The sequence below is a fragment of the Rhodohalobacter sp. 8-1 genome (assembly GCF_038150125.1).
Taxonomy (GTDB): domain Bacteria; phylum Bacteroidota; class Rhodothermia; order Balneolales; family Balneolaceae; genus SW132.
In genome coordinates this window covers 102,531-123,556 of sequence record NZ_JBBVMF010000011.1, presented here as the reverse complement: position 1 = coordinate 123,556, position 21,026 = coordinate 102,531, and the positions used below count along the sequence as shown (strand labels likewise).

The following is a 21,026-nucleotide window of genomic DNA, read 5'->3' as shown; positions in this document are numbered from 1 at the left end:
GTGAAGATACAACGAGGTTTTACAAAGCCTTACGTCGCGTACCATTATGCATGCTTTGTAAAACATTGCGTTATAACCATAAAAGGCATTCGAAGAAAAAAATCGCTATTTACTCAATTTCAGTGATCCGGATATTATTGAATTCAACTACCGTTCCGTGGTTCTGCAAGCCTATATAGCCTCTTCTCCGTTTGAGTCCCGGATGCTCATTTACTTTTTCCATGTGATTGACCAGGCTGGTGCTGGTAATGATCTCCCCGTTCAGGGTAATTTTGATATGTGGACCGTCGGCCCGGATCACCATTTCCTGCCACTGCCCGGCCGGCTTGGTGGCACGGCTGGATGGTTCTTTCACGCCATAAATGCTGCCGGTATATTGTGATGGTTCCAGTTCAGCATATTCCTCAGCATAGTCATCCAGCAGTTGGATCTCCATACCCTGGTAGGCGGGATTACCCTCGCGGGGTGCCCGCAGAAAAATGCCGCTGTTACCGCCTTCAGGCAGCCGGTATTCAAGCTCCAGTTTAAAATTGTCATACAATGTTGCGGAAGAGAGCCAGCCACTGCTTTGATTGACGGCAGTTAACATACCACCAAAGACCTGCCAGCTGCCAGACTCACCGTCAACAATCTCCCAGCCGGTGAGATCTTCCCCGTTGAAAAGGGATTCCGGGCGGGGAATCTCACGAATAAACACATTCTTGAAATACAGTGGGGTGCTGTGGGACTGCAGTTCAATCTGTCCCTCAGGATAGATCCGTTTATCGCGGTTCCAGTAGTTTTCCAAGACTACATCGTCCACCACCAATTGATTATTGAGATGCACGGTCACCTGCTCACCGACCATCTTGATGCGCATCCGGTTCCACTCTCTGATCGGACGGTCAGCCGGAACAAGCGGTTCACTCGGGTGCTGCTGATTGTTATAGAGTCCGCCAGATCCCACCGGGTTCTGGGTTATATCCCAAATCTGAACCTGTGGGGTGCCGCGCAGATAGACACCACTGTCTCCGCCCGGCTCTATTTTCCAGTCCAGCAGCATTTCAAAATCTTTGAAATCCTCAACAGTTGCCAGGCTTTCTCCATTACCGTCAAAATAAAGGATGCCGTCCCGGACCGACCAGTGCTGCTGCATCACGCGATCGGCTTTCTCCCGGGCTGCCGCCAGTTCTTGATCGCTCATCTCGGCTCGCGTATCCGGGTTGCCCACCAGTCCCTTCCATCCGTCCAGGTTTTCTCCGTTGAACAGGGCCTTGTAGCCTTCCGGCGGATGATTCATTCCAGCTTGCTGTTCAGATCCCATATAATTCGGATAATACACATTCAAATCGCGGATCTGGATGTTACGGAACGCCACCTCATCACCATGTCCCATAAAGCCAATGTGTCCACTGTCGCGCGACAGGCCGGGATGATCCTCACCATCGGGCGTGTCTGAGTTATCCATCTCACTAAGATCGACACCCAGGATTGTTACGCCGTTAAGCGTCACGGTGATTTGGGCCCCGTTGGCTATCACCTGCTGGGTATTCCACTCACCGGCCGGTTTTAGGTGTCCTCGTTCAGCGGAGGCAACACCATAAATCGATCCGTGGTATTGGTAGGGTTCCAGGTCGCTCCATTTTTCAGCGCTGTTATCCAGGATCTGCAGCTCCATGCCCTGGTAGGCCGGATTCCCCTCAAGCGGAGCGCGGATCGCCAGGCCGTTGTTGGCCCCCGGCGTTAATTTAAATTGAAAGCGAAGGATGAAGTCACCGTATTCCTGTTGGCTGAAAAGATGTCCGTTCTCCCCGGGCTGGTGAATAAGCTGACCGTCTTGTACCTCGTACGCCTCCTTGTCACCGGTCCATCCCGTCAGGTCTGTTCCGTTGAAGAGGGCGTTGAATCCTTCTGATAATTCCTGCTGTGATTGAAATTCCTGAATGTAGCCGATAACCTTTTGCCTGGTTGTTGAATCGGTCGCAGCCTCAAGGACGGAGAGTGCCTGGCCTGCCCCATCGAAATCTTCTGAGAACCGGTAGGAGGGCACCAGTATTTCCGCAGCAGCCTGGTAGGCCTTGTTTTGAACTTCCTGACTGCTGTTTTCAAAGAAGGATATAACTGTCCGGAGTGAAGCCTCAGAGTGAATTCCCGACAAAGCTCCCAGTACCAATATGCTTGCTTCTTCTGTAGAAACAGCATCAGCAGCTTCAGCCAGGAATTGGACTTTATCAGTATCCGAGTAGTGTGAACTCCGGACAATTCGAGCGAGTCCATCGAGTAGTCGCCTGCTCTTTTCTGCGTCCGTGGTTTCAAGTGTTTCCAGGATCGGCTGGATAGCCCGGGCGTCCGGCCAGTTCGCCAGCTCTGAAATTGCACTGTCTCGTACGTCTGTATTGGAGTGGCTGGTGTAGGAGGAAACCGACTCAACGGCCTGTTCTCCTCCGATTATTCCGAGTGTTTCCAGCAGCGCAGGGACCTGTTCCGTGGTGGGTTGCCCGAGAGCGTTTATAACAGGCTCCGTTCGTGACTGTTCATCTGGAATGTCTGCCGCAACCGAAGCTATGGCCTGCTGAATAGCATTGGTCTCCTCTTCATTGCGTGCTCTGGGAAGCAGATTCACAAACCTGGAGAGATCGTCTGGCGTACCCAGGGCTGACAGGGCTTGAAATGTTGCTAAGCGTACATCGCCGTCAAAGGTGTTAAGCTCACTGAGCAGTTGATCCATATATTGTCGTCCACGACGCTGGGCAAGCACCTCAATTAGGGTCACTTTGCTTTGTGTCGAGAGATTCATCCACTGTTGCTCAGCCGTTGAAAACAGAGCCTGAGAAGGTTGTTGGAGCAGTGCTTTTTTAACGACATCGATCTCATTGGCTTCGTCCGCATTATCCAAAGCGCGGAGGAGTGAACCGATGGCGCCCGTACTGCCAAGCGCCGTGGAAGCGCCAATAGCAGCCAGACGTACTTCCCTGTTATCATCACGCATGTACTGCTGCACAATATACCAGGCTTGCCGGTCGCCTCGCTGTCCCAGTGTTTCAATGATATCGGCACGAACTTCCGGGTTGGCTTGATTCAGCAAATTGGTGAGCTCACTGGTGATTTGCGTCCCTTCGATATCGCGGATTAAATCCAGCGCTGCCGACCGTAACTCAGCATGGGTATCTATTGCAGCAGTCATAAGGAGATCAGGAGATTCCGGGTCCTGCGACTGATGAAACAATGTCAAGGCAGCAATTCGATGATGTGCAGGCTGTTCGGAATTATAAATCTCCCTGGCTGCCTGCGCACTTTGTTGAGTATAACCCTCTTCTGCAAGTCGATGAGCAAATCGGATCTTGTCCTGAACTGATCCATAATTATTAATTGTTTCTGAAGCATCAGGATTTCCACTGTTGGCCAGGGCGTAAAGTGCATTAATCTTTAGATTCTCATTGGTGCTATTTGCCATCGTCTGAACTTGACGTACTAATTCTGATGACGTGGCCTCCATATCACCTAAGGTTTTAATCAACACAGCGCGGTGGGGAATCGTGGCTTTTGGTAATGCCTGCAACAGGGCTGCTTCAGCTTTTGGAGTATTAACGCTCCGCAGTACCTGAGACGCTGCAGTATAAAGCTGTTCATCTGCAAGGTAAGGCTGAATGACCGGTAAAGACGCATTGCTGCCAACCAGCTCGAGCTGTTCCATTAGAAATATCTTTACGGCTACTGGATGAGAGGATTGAAGTTCTGAGAGAAGCACGTGCTCAAAAGAAGATCGTTCAGCTTCTGCTCCGGGTCGCGAAACATACTTCACAAGCCCGTTGACGGCATACCGGGCGTAGGTGTCATTACCGATTCCCGGCGACTTGAGCATTCCAACGAGAGCTTGAGTAGCCGAAGAACCCATATCCAGAATTTGCTCATTAATCCAGACATTTTCGGTGCTATTATTTGTGGGAAGTTGTTGTACCAGGTCCTTAAGCTCTGTGAGCTGGTTGGCTGATATTACATCCTCTTCCCCGTTATGTGTCGCTTTCTTTAAGGGTGCGCAGGAGATCAGAAGCAGTATCGCTAGTAGAACACAAGATAAATTAGAAAGTCTCATTTTGCGTCGTAGGTCTGTGTGGTTTAATATCCTTTGAATGTCCATTAGCAGGGAAGTTCTATATTTTCCATGGCGCTCGCATCGGCTGATTGATAAGCCGGTTGGCGGCCTCGTCCCCGATAAATTCTTGTGTTTCGGGATCAAATTTGAGATTCCGGCCGAGCCGCACCGCGATTTTGCCGAGATTAACAAGCGTGCACGAACGATGCCCATTGGCTTCATTCAGGGCAAACGTCTGCCGGTTTTTTACAGCCTGACTGAAATCGGTGACCTGGGGTTCGGGGTCAGGCAGGGAGGCAGCCAGTCGGCGAATGTTGGGGATGTCTGACTGAAATCCACGAAACAGCTTACCCTCAGGGCCTTCAATAAAAGCGGCATTGGTATCTCTGTTCTCACCGTCGAGGATAATCTGGCAGCCATCCTCGTAGGTCATCTCAACTCTCCTCCACGAGCCCACTGCGTCAGGATGTTGCTGTGGAGCATCCGCCGTTATGGCGACGGGACTTGTATGATCTTTGTCGAGTATATATTGCACAGGATCAAGGTAGTGCTGGCCCATATCACCCAATCCGCCCCCGTCGTAATCCCAGTATCCGCGGAACGTGACGTGTGTGCGGTGATCGCTGTACGGTTTATCCGGGGCAGGTCCCAGCCACCGGTCGTAATCAAGATCTTCCGGTATCCATTCCGGCTGAAGGTTTTCCAGGCCGGTCCAGTTGAACTTCCAGTTAAAGCCGGTGCTCTCGTTGATAGTCACCTTCAGGGGCCAGCCAAATACATCATTTGCTACTAATTTTTTGATCGGCTTGACCGGTGTACCCATACCGTAAAAATTATCTCTAAACCGGAACCAGGTATTAAGGCGGAATATACGTCCATTGCGCTGAACGGCCTCAACTACTTTTTTACCCTCGCCGATAGTGCGGGTCATCGGTTTTTCACACCAGATGTCTTTTCCGGCCTCAGCGGCATCCACCGCCATTTTACCGTGCCAGTGAGGCGGCGTTGCGATATGAACGATATCGATATCATCTCTCTGTAAAACTTCCCGGTAATCTGTATATCCTTTCACATCCGGCCCCGTGATATCCAGCGCCTGCTGCAGGTGATGCTGATCTACATCACAAACGGCAACCAGTCGCGCCCCCGGATAGGTGAGATGTCCTTTTCCCATCATACCCACGCCTATGACCGCTTTAGTCAGCTGGTCACTCGGGGCCGTATAGCCGTTTCCTCCCAATACGTGTCGCGGAACTATGTTAAATAGTCCAATGCCCAGTATCGAGTTTTTAATAAATTTCTTTCGGTTCATATTCTAAATTATTTTTGGTTCTACCGGTAAAGTTTGCGGGTACATGTTATAATCCTATACATGGTCTAATTAAGCCAGGTGGTCAATAAGGAGATTATTCCAGTCATTTTATAGCACAAAACCTGTTGCTTTTTCAGATTCTTCACAAAACGGAAAACCACCGTTTTATTCAGAATGACAATGATTCGTCTGGGGTGTCGGGCGGCGTGACGACAAGGCGATATTGAAAACGACGAATGCACCCACGCTGCCCACCTGCTAACAAATGAGCGCGTCATCCTGATCGAGCCATTGTCGTTGATGGCGAAGAGAAGGATCTGCAAAAGCAATGGCCTATAATTTTGGGAAATTTTGAACATGTTCTGAGTGATTATTCACATATTTTGCCATCAACCCACAAACTTTCCGGTAGAACCTTATTTTTGTATATACACGAATCCCAACTTAAAAAAATGTAGTAGTTTCAGGGTAAGTAATATGATCCACCTTAGGAGATAAATCAACAATTAGTTTACGGTTGATTGAGTGTAATTTCATTTATTACTTAGTGTAAACCTAAAGCTTACTCGCAGTTTTATACAATTACTACGACAGCTATAAAGAGTCCTCTTCCGGCACCTGAAACTGATCGCGTAAGAGCTGTAATTCTGCTTTTAGTTCATTCACTATCTCGCTGTATTCAGAGTCATTATATACGCTTTGAATTTCATTCGGATCCTTCTGTAAATCAAACAGCTCCCACTCATCAATTTGATAGTAGTGAATGAGTTTATACCTGTCAGTCCGAACTCCGTAATGACGCTGAACTTCGTGAGCGCCCGGAAACTCGTAATAGTGATAGTAGATAGACGAGCGCCAGTCGTCAGGCGTCAAATTTTGTGTGAGTGGTACTAAACTCATTCCCTGCATTTCTTTAGGGGCATCAAGACCTGAAAAATCAACTACGGTTGGTGCTAAATCAATATTTTGAACTAAATCGTTATTTTCGATTCCAGCTTCAATCCCATCAGGCCATCTCATCATCAATGGAAATCGAAGTGACTCTTCATACATCCAGCGTTTATCATACCATCCATGATCTCCCAGAAAAAAACCCTGATCAGATGCATAAATTATAATCGTGTTATCCGCAAGACCCTCCTCATCCAGATAATCCAGTAATCTGCCCAGATTATCATCAACAGATTTAATTGTGGATAAGTAATCTTTTATATAGCGCTGATAAATCCAGCTCAGACGCTCTGCGCCCTCAAGTTCACTTTCATTATACTCCTGGTAATACTTACCGAATACCTGATCCCACTCCGCTTTCTGTTCTTCAGTGAATCTATTGTATCTGCTTTTCCAAAGATCTAAGTGGCGCGTTTCTATTTCTATACTATCAGGTGGGAATTTTAAATCCCAACCCTTATAAAAATGATTCATTAGCGTCATTTCCTGAGTTTCCACTGCAGAGGTTCTATTTTTCAATTCTACATCTATAACATCCTCACTGGCTTGTTCATCAGTTAGCTCACCGGACCAATTCGCAAAAAGTGTCTCAGGTTCCGGGATTTTTACGTCATCAAACATTCCCAGGTCATCAGGGTGTGGCTTCCAGTTTCTGTGGGGAGCTTTATGGTGATAGCTTACCATAAATGGTTGGTCACTATTTTGTTTGTCATCAATCCAGTTGATGACTTTGTCGGTGATGATATCGGTAACATATCCCTCAATCTGGTGTGTCCTCTCCTGAGTTATAAATTCAGGATTATAGTAATGTCCCTGTCCCGGTAATATATCCCAGTGATCATACCCGGTGGGGTTACTTTGCAGATGCCATTTCCCTATCAAGGCTGTCTGATAACCGGCCTCTTGTAAAATTTTCGGGAACGTTAACTGATCTCCATCAAACTCCTGACCGTTTGTAAGCTGACCGTTAACATGACTGTGTTTCCCGGTAAGCAATACTGCACGGCTTGGGGCACAAATCGAATTTGTTACAAAAGCATTACGAAAAAGTATACCTTCATTTGCCAGGCGATCCATATTCGGAGTTTCAATGATATCCGACCCATAGGCACTAATCGCATGACTTGCGTGATCATCCGTAAATACAAAAACAATATTCGGCTTGTTACTGATTTTGTCTTCTGATTGACAACCCGTTATTGAAACTGAAACGAGAAACACCAGTGCAGCCGCGACAATATAAAGTCTGTTTTTTTCTAACATGAATTACTTCTTAATTGTGATAAATACTATTTGCCCTCCGGAATCAATATCGCTTTTTTTCATCTGCAGAAAAATCTGACGGCCGTCGGAATCAATCATCCGGGATACTACCGCTCGGTACATCCCATATTAGAGGTGTGAAATCGATTTACATAATATTTTACTCATTAAAATTTACTTGTACCTTTTAGGTTAGATATTAATTCCAATTTATAAAAATCAAACTGCCACCATAACTCCCAATCTGAAAGATGTAGCCTTTCGGTTGAACACTTGGTTTACAAGCAGTGATACTCCTTTTCCCCGTCAAGCAACTACCCCTCTCTCCTCCCAAACAACAACTCATAAGCCAGCATACTGGTGCTCTTTGGATGATCAGTTAGCTCCGCATCCTCTTCGTAGACTTTGCCGGCAAAAGTATCCGGCATGGGATAGTAGTAGTGCTCTTCTCTTTCAAAGTCCCATTCGAAAAAACGAATTTCAAATGACTGCCCCTTCTTATCAGTTATGCACTCGTGACGCTTGAATTTGGGAGTTTGGAATCCAAGTCTCTTATATAATCCCATGTCAGCTTTTCTATTTCGTTTCACCTATTACTTTTTTGCCATAGAGAAAGCTAAAATACTGTAAATCATTACTGCCTTTTACATGTCATAATCATGCAATGTAAATAGAAAGTGTACCCTCTTTGTACACCCAGAATCGAACTGAGAGTTTGATTATTTCAGATTTAGAGGGAGGGTTGGTAAGAAAATATTGGATCAGGAAATATGGGCAAGAAAAGGAAAGTGTTGCTTCCCTATAATAAGAAGAGCCGTTAAATAAATGGTATCATTCACTTAACGGCTCTTAGTAAGTACGCCCGGAAGAAAGTAGATGTTTTCACTCTACTTAGCTTAAATGCCGCCTATTGCATTGAGCGTAATCTTTTAAAGATTACATAAATACTGCAATAGGCAAGTATATGCAATGTTTGTTGGCCAAATAATAACAGTAGATTGCTTTATATAGCTTATTTATTTGACTCTATCTTGATTTGTGTGATAAGATATAGAAGTGCTACTATTGATTTACTAAAGCAATCAGCACTAATAACGAAAATAAATTAATAGTAACAATTTTTTTTCGATGTCCTCAAGCCTGCAGCAACCCTGAAAATACAATAGTGTAAATTTTGTCGAGGAGAACGACCTAAAGGTTCTACGCATTGATTTTGGTTTTGAAAAAGGAGCCAAATTTTCTGGTCCTGCTACCAGGGAGCAGTGTCCCACTCATGACACCATGGAGTACCGCTGGAGCCATTTAGACTTCTATGAACACACCTTCTAAATCCATTACAAGGTTCCTCTTTTGAATTGTACCGACGGCAAAGTCTAATAAGCAAACGTCCCCAAGTCACGTAAAGACAGTGGATTTACGATGCTATATGAGACCATAGTATAATGCATATTGAATACGAAATGCCGTACAATCGTATAGAGAAAGCCATACAGAAGTACCAAAATCGTATTTCGATGATCTTTGATCATGGGGTTGCCAGACGTACAAAAGGACCGATCATAGCTAGTTGACCCAACTGGATTTCGATGAAACGAGTCCCCTGCAAAGGCCACAGCTACATTACCATCACTGAGATATAGATGGGTGGCGGATAGCTCATGCTTCAGAAGGCAGAGTAGCTGCTACAGTTAATTCGATCGAGTATTATCTGGAAACGAACCAGACCCCGACAAAGAAGAAAGCCAGGACTGTATCGACCTTGCTCAGTCGAATATCTGAGGTGTGAAGTCCCATTTCAAGACGCACAGATTACAATTGATCGTTTCCATGCCAAAGCAATATTGAACAAGACAATGGAGGAGGTTCGAGAGAGGGAATTACGGCTTAATGTGGATTTTAAGCGGACATAAATACATATTTTTAAATCTCCCAATCAGTTGACCGACGGACCAATCTCCACAGCAACATGCCCTTTTGATCTAAATCTGTATTTCGGAGAGACCTACAGGCTAAAAACCTATTTAATGATTCTTAGACGAGGAAAACCCTAAGAAGCCGTGGATTTTAACCTTTTGGAATTCTACGATTCAAGAATCAGAGATTGCTCCCTTTATGGCGTTTGTGAAGACAGTAAAAAAAACATTGGGACGGGACCATCATTAAAGTACATCGGAACTAACCAATGGCATACTGATTGTCAATATTACCTTATAACGCGATAAAGAGTTTTTAACTCACTTAAAGTGCCACGAAATTGAGAGCTAATGTGCGCATAATAAGATCAACAGTGACGCAATCTTGTAAAATTTTACTGGGTTGTGAACCTCGGCCTGTCAAGAGAGATCATTTTTCTTTTCCATCCATAGAAGACAAGCCAGCACAGAGGACACCAAACGGTCATCTGTAAGATCCCCACGCGCGATTTCATGAACCGCCTCCAGGAAGTGAGGCGTTTTTATTCCAGCCTCAGAAAGAGCGTCTTCCGAACGGGAAATCAGCTTCTCGAGGTCTGGCAAGGCGGAGCGGTAACCACGAACATATAAACCGTCATAAGCAATTTTGTGTCTTCGTCTCCGAATCGATTGAGGGAGATCCTTGGCAAAAACCTCCCGCAGAACAGATTTGTAGGATGCGCCATTGGGACGCTGTGACCAAAGCCTAGCGGCCAATGGGATGATATCCGGATTTGTGAACAGGCACTGTCGCCTTACCCCGCGGGGCTGTGCGATGATGGTATCCGCCCAGCCGTCGTCTATATGAGCACCTGTGAAGAACTGACGCTTACTTGACCTTTCACCACTATCGAAATAATCAATAAGCTGTTTCCAATGATGTGTTACTATCTTCCACCCCCGTCGAGTGAACCATTCTGGGCGCCGGGGCGCTTCATGAAAACGGTATTGTCCCGTTGGTCCCATCCCAAATAGCGTGTCTCCTCCTAACCCATTGAAAAGAAGTGAGGCACCATGTTTCGCTGCGGCATCAACAACGGCAGTATGCTGAGCAGCACCAACAACAGCGAGGTTTGGGATGTTGTGCACTGGCGTTCTCTTCACCCCTGCGAATGGAAGAAGTTTCCGGCCATCTAGCGATATCCTCCGCATTCCATGATCTGCATAGACATCGGAGATGAATCGATCTTCTCGGCGAAACTCATAGTATGGATATGTAATGGACACCCCAAAGGCCTTATCCTCCATCCCCCTTTTGGAGAGTGCAAGTAAACCTCGTGATGTTGCAATTGTGGAGTCGATTCCTCCCGACACCTCGAAAGCTACCCGATGTCCATACGATAATGAGTCATCTACTGCTCGTGCTACAGTTTGGTCAATCAATTTGCGCAGCTCGGCTGACGCTTCTTCTTTCGTAACAAATGCTACATCATCGTGAAGTATCTCCCAACTCATTTCAGTTTGGGAAGCTGGTCTAATTTCGACCGCTGTTGCTGGAGGTGTACGGCGAACACCTTTCCAACAGGTTTCAAGAGTCCACCTCATCTCGAAGGGACCTAACAGAGAACCCGCTGAGAAGAATCCTATTATATCTTCTCGAGGGATTAGAGTTTTCCAAGTTGAATTAGGATCTGTAGTCAAGGTGACACGTCCAGATTCAAGTCGGTGATAAAGTTTGACCTTAGAGCTTCCACCTCGGATTACTACCACTCTTGAGTTTCGAAGATCGATCAGTATAGCTGTATCTTCGAGTGAGCCAATCCGTTTTGCATGTGTTTCAATAGACTTTCCTCCGCCTATCTGAAATAAAGACTCTATACATCTCTCGGTACACGGCCATCCCATCGGATTCTTTATGTTCAGCACTGTTAGGAGCCCCCTAGATTCAGAGAAGCAATAGGAATCTGGAAAATCGAACTCTACACATGAACCATCCCTCAGAGTTAAGCTTTTCCGTTTTTGTTTTTGAATCATGGTAAAACAAAGCGCAAGGCTGGTTGGTAATGTGCTATTTTATCGCGATTGTCAGATACAAGCCTTTCACTTGTATTTACGAGCTCATTGTCTATGGTTGTAGTCCATGCGTGCATGTAAATAGTAGGAATCCATACGCCGATTGTAATGGCGCAAGGTATACCACTGCGGACTAGATACGCAGCTTGATGGAAGCTCGTCGTTAGACAGCTTCGTGGATGATCCTCAGTGAATTTGATTAGATGTAAACTGGCTTGTCTAAATGGTAGAGGTTCACGAAAAATTGGTAATTCAGAAACATGCATTGCAATCTTGGATAATGCCATAAAGCGCGTCATAAGCGAAATAGCGGGAAGACTCATGTGTAGCCAAATACTTTGGCTACGGGGAGCGCTTGTATGAGCTCCCCATAGTGGAGGTGAAGCCGATACAGGGTCAAACGGAGGAGGTGTTTTTGCGTGGTCGACCGAAATTCCTCGGAATAACAATGTGTCTTGCGCATCGCGATCACCCCACGCGTCATTAGGAATCACAATTAACTCACCTGTGATTGGTGAGACAAAATATTTATCACCGTTATCTATATCCGCGGGAAAAATAGCTGAACGATCATTTTTTACTTCTACATTCGTTTTAGCTAAGTACAAGTGTATAAAAGCATATACACTCCTTTCTATCGAGTTTGAGTCCTCGTGACAAGTAAAGTAAAAATGCATCCCTTATAAAACTCCAATGCCACACTAGGCGGATCAACTGAAGTAGTAATAATACGTTTGTTCCTTACTCGTATTACCGCCCTGCTGAATTCTACTCCGCTTCGCTCGCACGAATCGATTTTTTCCTTTTCCTCTTTTTTGGGTTAATTTCTTTATTAAACGCATAATAATTTGTTTTTAGTTTGGATAAATTAAAATATATCGCAAATAAATATTTCGATAAAGTCAAGTAAAAATTTTTTCATTCAGACAAGAGATAGTAGCTAAAAAGGAATATCGAACTGACGTTATGAAAATGAAATATAAAGCGTAATACTAGCATTATAAGTTAAGGCATGGAATGAAGCTTGCCGAGTTCCATACCGATGTCAGACAGGCTCGGCAGATGAGCTACATATGGAGTCTATTTGCTATTTAATTACCTATACCTCAACAAAGGCCATTTATTTCAATCACGCACTCTATATTATTGTTTATTGACCCTCTTTCTGGGCAAGTCTCTCTCCCCGCGATCTAAATGCCCTGCACTGGTTGACTGGGCTGGCAGCTTAAATAAATAGGCCGAAATGTAATCTTTGGCTTTCGTGACCTCTTCTACTATAGCACCGCTTCCTTCAATAATTATTTGAAATGGACAGTCTCTTTTTTTATAAAATGGAATCATTATTTTCATTACCGTATCAATTTTTATCCATCAAATACCAATCCATCCAGGCGTCCATTTCTTTCCATTGAATAGTTGCCGGCTATTTCGGGCATCTCTTCCCTGCACTCCGGGCATCAGCTCGCTCCAAAAACGATAACCTTATAGTCACTGTCGATATCAGATAGTTTACATAGAGCATGATCAGGATTATTTGAGTCTTGTCGTATAATTATTTTTTCATACAAATGGTTTATCATTATAGTTTATACTTATTCATATAACCCAAATGGAAAAAAAGATACCCTTCACATGAAAATCTGTTGCATAAAAAATAGTTATAATTTATAATGTATTATAATTTGCGTAACTACGTGTTATGCGACACCGAAATCACTCTCAACTAATCCATAATAGGAGGTTTGGTTGTGAACAAAACTGGGAGAATCTTAATTAAGGAGGGCGACAGACCGAGCTCAGAGTCAGGGTACAGTACAGGGACGATCATTATTGTTTTTTTGACGCTGACATTCCTGCTCGGTGCCTGCTCGTCCTATGAAGCGACAGTCGAGCGACAGGAGGAACTACGCTATGAGTCTGTTATGGTGCAGCCCTCTTGGAAATATCAAGAAAGGACAGCGCAGAAATTCATCCTGCCAGCCATCGGCGCGGCTGCGGGTGCTGTGTACGGGTCTCAAACGGAGTTTACTTATGAAGGTGAAACCTTCGAAGGCTCTGAAAATGCTGCCATATGGGCCGGACTGGGGCTCTTGGGCGGAGTTGTACTGAATAATGTGATCACAAACAGACAGTCGCGCAGCCACCGTGCGTTCAACATGTCTCAAGACGAAGAGTGGCTCAAGAGCTGGAATCGTGCCACCGGCAGCGATTACCTCATAAGAGAGGAAGCGAGAAACAACGCTCTGGTCCTCGTACCTCGGGCCAGGGTCATGGCGATTCGGCAGGATTACAAAAAGCTAGAAGATGATTTAACACAAGCACGACCCTCCACGAACTATGGTGCCTTGCAAGATTGGAAGCGCAAGCTATCAGAAGAATATTCCATCTTACCCCCCTCGGAGGTGCGCTATATCGAGGAATTGATTGCCGAGAACGAGGTCAAAGTGGCTAGTGCGGATCTCGAAGTGCAATTGACTACCATTGAGGAAATGGAGCCTACTTACAGTACCATCACGACCTTGCTTCGACTCAGCCGTGACCTTGGCACGGTTTACCACAGGGCAGATGCCGAATCACAGCAACGCTTCAACAAACAAGTGCAAAACAAAATTAGCACCGTGCTGACTGAGATTTTGCCAGCGGAAGAGCAAAAGGTCGAGCGCGTAAGCAGATTAATGCAAGGCATCGAGGAACTCAACGTACTACTCAAAGACTTTAATCGGAGATACGGCATGCTCCGTGACCACAACCTTGTGGATGCAGTGTATGAGCAATTTCACAACAATAAAGAGGAGATTCTCATCGCCAATGCCCAACAGATCGTTTCACAGATTGATGGCGCTACCAGCATCGACCAGCTTGAGACGCTTGAAACGCGCTATTTTATGGCCATACGCTCCGATGGAGGTGAAGTCTCAGACCTGCGAAGCCGACTTAGCCAGCGCGAAGAGGCTATCATCGCTGCTGAACGCCAAAAACGGATTGCAGCACAGTCAGCTGCACAGCGAAGAGCACAGGCCGCACTGGCTGCGGAAAACGCAGCTCTGGCTGCGGAAAATGCCAAACTCACGCCGAACAGCCTATCTACAAATGGACTTCTCAACGAAACTCTGATGACCAAAATGTACCGGGGTGAATTCTCCGATATCAACCTTGAGCGGGATGACATGCGGTTCGCGGTCTTGTATAGCGCATACCTCAAATCCTTCGCACAGCAGTGCGGGAGTTATCTGCCTGATGACAAGATCGAGATGACCCGTGAGGTGTGTAACCAGTGGATGGTGACCCGAAACGGGTGGGGCGTCGAGACGAGCCGGAGTTGCACCGGCTGGCGTACAATAAGTACGGATCTTTTTGCCGACCGTGACATGTATCGGGCGAAAGTTGAGCTCGAGGTGCTGCAAACAAGCGATACCTTTCGCCATGCTATTGGGATGATGTCAGCTGATGATCCTCTCGCTAGCACGTTGAATCTGGTAGGTGATGTCACAACGCTTCAGAAGGACATGAACACGCTAGTCCGGCAAAATGCTTGCGACAGTCCCAGCCTCATGCGATTCCAGGATAACTTGCGTTTGTTTGCACTCAGTAAGCAGCCAAAGCGGCTCACAGGAAATACCTTTGATTCTGCGGTCGTTAATCCGCCTCCCGGCACCTTGTTCGAAGACCAGAACTACACCGAGCTACTTGAAGACCTGGTTTATGATCAGTCGAAATCGTGGGTGATGAACCAGTACCTACGAGGCAGTGTCTCGAACGTTTCAGTTGCTTCCCGGGATGCGCTTGGCCGACCCACAAAGATCGAGGCTCAGTACGTGTATAATGGCTTCAATAACCAAAGCCGTGGCTCGGTAACCTTAACCTTTGACGATGGATGGCCTGAGTGTCTGTATTTCTTCGACAATCCCGTCGCTTGCCGTACGCCGAACAGAAAGATTGTGGATGCATATGCAAACGGTGCCTATTGAGAGCGGGAAAGTCCGATAATCTCTTTAAGAATGACATTGCCAATGGCACTTATTTTCCCACTGTATATGATACATTTTCTTCATATTCAAAAAGTTGGAGTCTGTTTACCCTTTGTTATTATATGAGGTGATCTCCACTGACGTCACCGGCGTCCAAATATCTTTACCGGCTTAATTTTATCATTTTGCGCAAAGCTGTTCTTCCTACCAAAGAACGATCCCAGATCCTAAACGAACCAACAACCAAGTCCTAATCAAGCGGTGCGATACTGATTGGGTTTTCAAGCGGCCACTTACCTGTAGAGCGGATCGTTTTATAGAACTTAAGTCCAGTTTTTTACCTTTACAGCCTATAGTCGCCACATGGAATACGGTGGCCATCTACATCAACAAAAACCGGCCTAAATACTTCTACTTTTTTAGGCTCAAGTTTGAAATCATTTTCGACCTCAACCCCCATGATATACATATTCCAATCCTCTAAACCGATTTACTACTGATTACACCACGGGAATTTCGCAAGTTTGAGTTTAGGTACCGGGGTCGCAATCAGACCACCCATTTGCTAAAGCAAGCATCTTGGCAAAGAGAAATTGGACCATTATGAGACTAAAATTTTCCTCATCCAAATCATAGTCCAAGAATATTTAATCGATGTTGAAGTAGATTGGATAGATCGAATAGTAAGTGATATACCCTTCATCGACGAGGGTCTGCGTTTTATAATCCTTTAGAAAGTTTTATACTTTAAGCTTGAAACGGAAGTTCTCTTTTTTCACAAAATGGAATCAATATTTTACTATCGCATCAATTGCCTTCCACCAAATACCAATCTATCCAGGCGTCCATTTGCCGTACGGATTTGGGGCGCAGCAGAATCTCTCTATTGCTGTCGAGCAGATACATCGTGGGAGTGGCAAAAACATAGTAATCGTTGACGATTGGGCTGTCCCATTTTTTATAATCAGATGTGGATATGAATGGGAAATCTTTGACAAACCGGCTAAACGACTCTTCATCTTCATCGAGGGAAACAAAAACTACTTCTACTCCTTGTTTTTTCCATTTTGGATAGTGCCCGGCTATTTCGGGTATCTCTTCCCTGCACTTCGGGCACCAGCTTGCTCCGAAAACGACAACCGTAAAGTCACTGGTGATATCAGATAGTTTCTCAGGCGCATGATTAGGATCAAGCCCGAAAACAAAGGTTTTGTCTCCGACGACAATATCATCAGTGGTGTTACCTATTATCATGGCACGGAAGTTTTCAGCTGCTTTGCCAGATCAGCATTTATATTTAAACTTTCATCATTCAGAAGGCTCAACGACAAATGTTCTGCTGCTTCAAACAGACTACGGCGCTCAAGCAGGTTGAATAAATCAGATAAGTCAGTCCTTTATGCAGCGGACGGAGAGTCCGCATGTGCGAGGGTCACGAGTTATGAAGGCACCGCTGCTATCGAATAACAGGTTCCGTGAGAAGGAACGGAAAAACGAACTTGACCAATACAAGCCACCAAAGCCAACACCGATGAGCGAATTGTTTACTTGGCGGTAGCCTGCCACAGGCAATTTCAACGGTGATTCAAATGCACCCGTTCTATCATTACTACTCCAGCTTTGTCGCTCGTCCTCCCACTCGGTCTCCGTTGGCAACCGGTAGCTATCCGGGCAGGGATTGTTTATATATTTTACTCTTTGCCACAATTGATCATTTTTCGGGCTGCGCCAGTCATAGGGCTGGCTTGATATAACTATAAACTTTCTGTGCCCGGGTAGGTCGCTGTTGCTTAATATGCCCGTTATACCAAAGCTCCGTTTCTGATGACCATCAGCCGGCCGTCCCCACTGATAGAGATCACCGTAGGCCAGTTCATCATCCATAGAGGTGCCACCCGGCTGGCGCCCAGGTTGCGGTACATCCAGGTTTGACCCGTTGCAGGGTTGGTTACATCCACGACCTCCTTTTCGGTATCACGAGGCCCTGCTTGTTGAAAATACACCACAGTATACTCCCTGTCCATGGTTACATTCGTAGGATTGGCAAATGAATTCAGATCCTCCCCCCATCTCAAAAATACCCATCCATCATTAGGGAAAGCCTGAAGGTTCACAACCTCTCCCTCATCGTAACTGCCCGATTCCGGCGTGATGGTTCCCGCTTCTGTGGGGCTGGCTGTAGTTGTGAGCGTATAAACGGAGGTCCTTTCAGTTGAGCAAGACATGATTCCAACAAAACAGATAAATGTGATAAGTAATGGTTTGGTTCTAATCATAGGTGTTTATTGAATTTATTATAATCTTCGTAATCATATTCGATTGCAAATTCTAAGTAATGTTTAGTCCTTGATGCAGCGGACGGATATGGCGCGTGCACGATTGACGCCGCTGTGGACGATAGCATTCGTGCCATCACCGAAGAACAAAAACCTTGAGCGGGTAACGGAAACCGAACTTGACCAGTAGTGACCGCCACCGCCAACAGAGACGAAGGAACCTTTGCCGTCGGCATAGTTGCGGTAGCCCGCCACAGGCAGTTTCAACGGTGATTCAAATGCACCATCTCTATTATTAATACTCCAGCTTTGTCGCTCGGCCTCCCACTCGACCCAAGTTGGCAACCTGTAATTGTCCGGACATGGATTGTTCACCCCGTTTACTCCCTGCCACAAATCGCCATTTTGAGGACTGCGCCAGTCATAAGGACCGCTGCTGGGAATAATATAATCACCATGGCCGGGCTGGTCACTGTTGCTTAATGTAGTTGTAGTGCTTGAATTTCGTTTTTCATGCCCGTCGGCGGGGCGGCCCCACTGGTAGAGATTGCCGTAGGCCTCTTCATCATCCATGGAGGTTGCCGCCCGGCTGGCACCCAGGTTGCGGTCCATCCAGGTTCGTCCTGTTACAGGGTTGGTTACGTCTACCACCTCCGTTTCTGTATCTCGGGGCCAATCGCCGGAGTCGGCCTCGGATCGGGTTGTAAAACTTATTTCTTCGCCATAACCCGTTCCTGCTCCATTGGTGGCGTAGGCACGTACAAAGTACTGGGTATCAGAAGAAAGATTGGTCAGGCTGCTGGTAAAACTCCCGGTACCGCTGCCATCTGACGTGCAGCTATCATTGGTAGTTGGATTTTGAGACAAACTCCAACAGACGCCTCTTTCAGTTACCGATGCTCCACCATCGTCGGTGACATTTCCTCCGCTTTGGGCTGAATTTTCATTGATCGATTCAACCGAACTTGTGCTAACAGTCGGAATTGTACTAAAATATGCTATAATATTAATTGGCTGATCAATCGTAATTTCAACCGGGTTACCTGACCCTTCTAAATCTCCTTCCCATCGATTGAACATCCAATCCTGTGCCGGGATTGCTTGCAGCTCTACCACGGTACCCTCAGCATAATCTGTAGTTTTTTGCTGAAGTACGGTCTCTGTAACCGTACCCTCCCCTTCAACGCCTACTGTTAATGAATACATGCGCCGTTCAAATACCCCCACCACAGTATAATCCCTGTTCATGGTTACATTCGTCGGATTGGCTGTTGCATTCATATCCTGCTCCCATCTCACAAATACCCATCCATCATTAGGGAAAGCCTGAAGGCTCACAACCTCTCCCTCATCGTAACTGCCCGATTCCGGCGTGATGGCTCCCGCTTGTGTGGGGCTGGCTGTAGTTGTGAGCGTATAAACGGGGGTGCTTTCAGTTGAACAAGACATGATTCCAACAAAACACATCAATGTGATAAGTAATGGTTTGGTTCTAATCATAGCTGCTTATAGTATTTTTTAAATCTTAGTAATAATATTCGTTTGCAAATTCTAAGCAATATCAATCCTTGATGCAACGGACGGAGTTGCCGGTCGCGCGAGTGTCGCTGAAAAAGAGAGCACCATTGATATTGAAATACAGGTACAGCGACTGGGTACCGGAAATCGAACTTGACCAATAGTAGCCGTAAGAGTAAATATATCTGATCCCACCACCGGCGTGGCCACGAGTTCCAGTCACAGGCAGTTTCAGCGGTGATTCAAATGCACCATCTCTATTATTAGTACTCCAGCTTTGCCGCTCGGCCTCCCACTCGGCCTCAGTCGGTAACCTGTAACCATCAGGGCAGGGGTTGTTTACACCGTTTACCCCCTGCCACAAATCGCCATTTTGAGGACTGCGCCAGTCATAGTTTGATCCAGAACTACTATGAATAAAATCACCATGACTGGGCTGGTCACTGTTGCTTAATGTAGTTGTAGTGCTTGAATTTCGTTTTTGATGCCCATCGGCGGGGCGGCCCCACTGGTAGAGATCGCCGTAGGCCTCTTCATCATCCATGGAGGTTGCCGCCCGGCTGGCACCCAGGTTGCGGTCCATCCAGGTTCGTCCTGTTACAGGGTTGGTTACGTCTACCACCTCCGTTTCTGTATCTCGGGGCCAATCGCCGGAGTCGGCCTCGGATCGGGTTGTAAAACTTATTTCTTCGCCATAACCCGTTCCTGCTCCATTGGTGGCGTAGGCACGTACAAAGTACTGGGTATCAGAAGAAAGATTGGTCAGGCTGCTGGTAAAACTCCCGGTACCGCTGCCATCTGACGTGCAGCTATCATTGGTAGTTGGATTTTGAGACAAACTCCAACAGACGCCTCTTTCAGTTACCGATGCTCCACCATCGTCGGTGACATTTCCTCCGCTTTGGGCTGAATTTTCATTGATCGATTCAACCGAACTTGTGCTAACAGTCGGTGCGGTAGGAACAGAAGCGTCATCCGGAGGTTCAACAACACTGGTCGGGCTTTTATCGCTACAGGATATTACTAATAAAAGAGTTACACATGTAAATATAAGTACTCTTGCGAAAGATAATGCATTACTCATAACCCCACATTTTGTAGTTTCATGTTCCTTACATATTTATTTCATTCCAAATGGATGATTTTACTGATAGAAAAAAGCATTCAAAGAGCGTGAATCATTTTGAACTCTTACTCTTGGCTTTTTATGCAATAGTCATATTTAAAATTTTCGCCTAATAGAGAGTGCGTTAAAGTTTTAAAGACGTAACAAAGATAAAACACAGTCGCCATGACCCCTCTTACATGCGTGGTTTTTCAGATACCACTATACCATATCTTCAGTTATAACCACTGTATGCCACTCTCCATTGTCCGTCGCTCCAAAATGCATATACCCGTGTCTTTTCTTAAGTTTGCGAAATTCTTCTCCTTCATTTAAACGAAATCGCAAGACGTGCATCGAAGAGCTGCAATTAAATGCCAACTATAATTTCTATCTTATAAGGCATTTATTTGAATTAGTTAAAATTGAATAATATTAGCAACATATTAAATATTTTTAATTCTAATGCCGAAACTATCCTAAATAAGATTAACACAACCCGCATAAGACTAATCCTATTAAATTAGTTTCTTTGATACCTCCCGCAATTACTTTATATCCGCGAGTTATCTAACACAAATAAGTTCTACTTGGTA

Annotated in this window: 13 protein-coding genes; 1 reads left to right on the top strand and 12 read right to left on the bottom strand. The window is 45.7% G+C overall.

What is annotated here, in order from left to right:
- Positions 1-109: 109 nt before the first annotated feature.
- The 7 genes from AABW11_RS12565 to AABW11_RS12535 all read right to left on the bottom strand — a co-directional run bounded on the left by AABW11_RS12565 (position 110) and on the right by AABW11_RS12535 (position 12,913).
- Entirely contained in the window at positions 110-4,072 is a 3,963-nt protein-coding gene (locus tag AABW11_RS12565; RefSeq protein WP_340105457.1) for a family 16 glycoside hydrolase, read from the bottom strand.
- 58 nt (positions 4,073-4,130) lie between these two features.
- Complete coding sequence (locus tag AABW11_RS12560) at positions 4,131-5,384, bottom strand: Gfo/Idh/MocA family oxidoreductase (RefSeq protein WP_340105456.1); 1,254 nt, start codon at positions 5,382-5,384, stop codon at positions 4,131-4,133.
- A gap of 594 nt (positions 5,385-5,978) precedes the next feature.
- Positions 5,979-7,598, bottom strand: coding sequence for a sulfatase family protein (locus AABW11_RS12555; RefSeq protein ID WP_340105455.1), 1,620 nt, complete (start codon positions 7,596-7,598; stop codon positions 5,979-5,981).
- Between the two features lie 314 nt (positions 7,599-7,912).
- Positions 7,913-8,164: a hypothetical protein gene (locus AABW11_RS12550; RefSeq protein WP_340105454.1), complete on the bottom strand. Its 252-nt coding sequence runs from the start codon at positions 8,162-8,164 to the stop codon at positions 7,913-7,915.
- A 1,767-nt stretch (positions 8,165-9,931) separates the two neighbouring features.
- Complete coding sequence (locus AABW11_RS12545) at positions 9,932-11,005, bottom strand: asparagine synthase-related protein (RefSeq protein WP_340105453.1); 1,074 nt, start codon at positions 11,003-11,005, stop codon at positions 9,932-9,934.
- 515 nt (positions 11,006-11,520) lie between these two features.
- Complete coding sequence (locus tag AABW11_RS12540; RefSeq protein WP_340105452.1) at positions 11,521-12,171, bottom strand: lasso peptide biosynthesis protein; 651 nt, start codon at positions 12,169-12,171, stop codon at positions 11,521-11,523.
- Positions 12,172-12,706: 535 nt separating this feature from the next.
- On the bottom strand, positions 12,707-12,913 hold the full coding sequence (locus AABW11_RS12535; protein WP_340105451.1) for a hypothetical protein: 207 nt from the start codon (positions 12,911-12,913) through the stop codon (positions 12,707-12,709).
- Positions 12,914-13,311: 398 nt separating this feature from the next.
- Here AABW11_RS12535 and AABW11_RS12530 point away from each other — a divergent pair, with 398 nt between their 5' ends.
- Complete coding sequence (locus AABW11_RS12530; protein ID WP_340105450.1) at positions 13,312-15,531, top strand: hypothetical protein; 2,220 nt, start codon at positions 13,312-13,314, stop codon at positions 15,529-15,531.
- A gap of 807 nt (positions 15,532-16,338) precedes the next feature.
- Here AABW11_RS12530 and AABW11_RS12525 read toward each other — a convergent pair.
- The 5 genes from AABW11_RS12525 to AABW11_RS12505 all read right to left on the bottom strand — a co-directional run bounded on the left by AABW11_RS12525 (position 16,339) and on the right by AABW11_RS12505 (position 20,409).
- Positions 16,339-16,785 carry a peroxiredoxin family protein gene (locus tag AABW11_RS12525; RefSeq protein WP_340105449.1) on the bottom strand — a complete coding sequence of 149 codons (447 nt, stop codon included), beginning with the start codon at positions 16,783-16,785 and terminating at the stop codon, positions 16,339-16,341.
- Positions 16,786-16,920: 135 nt separating this feature from the next.
- Positions 16,921-17,415, bottom strand: a complete 495-nt coding sequence (locus AABW11_RS12520; protein WP_340105448.1) for a hypothetical protein — start codon at positions 17,413-17,415, stop codon at positions 16,921-16,923.
- Positions 17,334-17,807: an InlB B-repeat-containing protein gene (locus AABW11_RS12515; RefSeq protein WP_340105447.1), complete on the bottom strand. Its 474-nt coding sequence runs from the start codon at positions 17,805-17,807 to the stop codon at positions 17,334-17,336. The genes AABW11_RS12520 and AABW11_RS12515 overlap by 82 nt, the downstream gene beginning before the upstream one ends.
- 63 nt (positions 17,808-17,870) lie before the next feature.
- The gene (locus tag AABW11_RS12510) at positions 17,871-19,307 is read right to left on the bottom strand and encodes an InlB B-repeat-containing protein (RefSeq protein WP_340105446.1); all 1,437 of its coding nucleotides are present in this window, start codon (positions 19,305-19,307) and stop codon (positions 17,871-17,873) included.
- Positions 19,308-19,368: 61 nt separating this feature from the next.
- Entirely contained in the window at positions 19,369-20,409 is a 1,041-nt protein-coding gene (locus AABW11_RS12505) for an FISUMP domain-containing protein (protein WP_340105445.1), read from the bottom strand.
- Between the last annotated feature and the right edge of the window lie 617 nt (positions 20,410-21,026).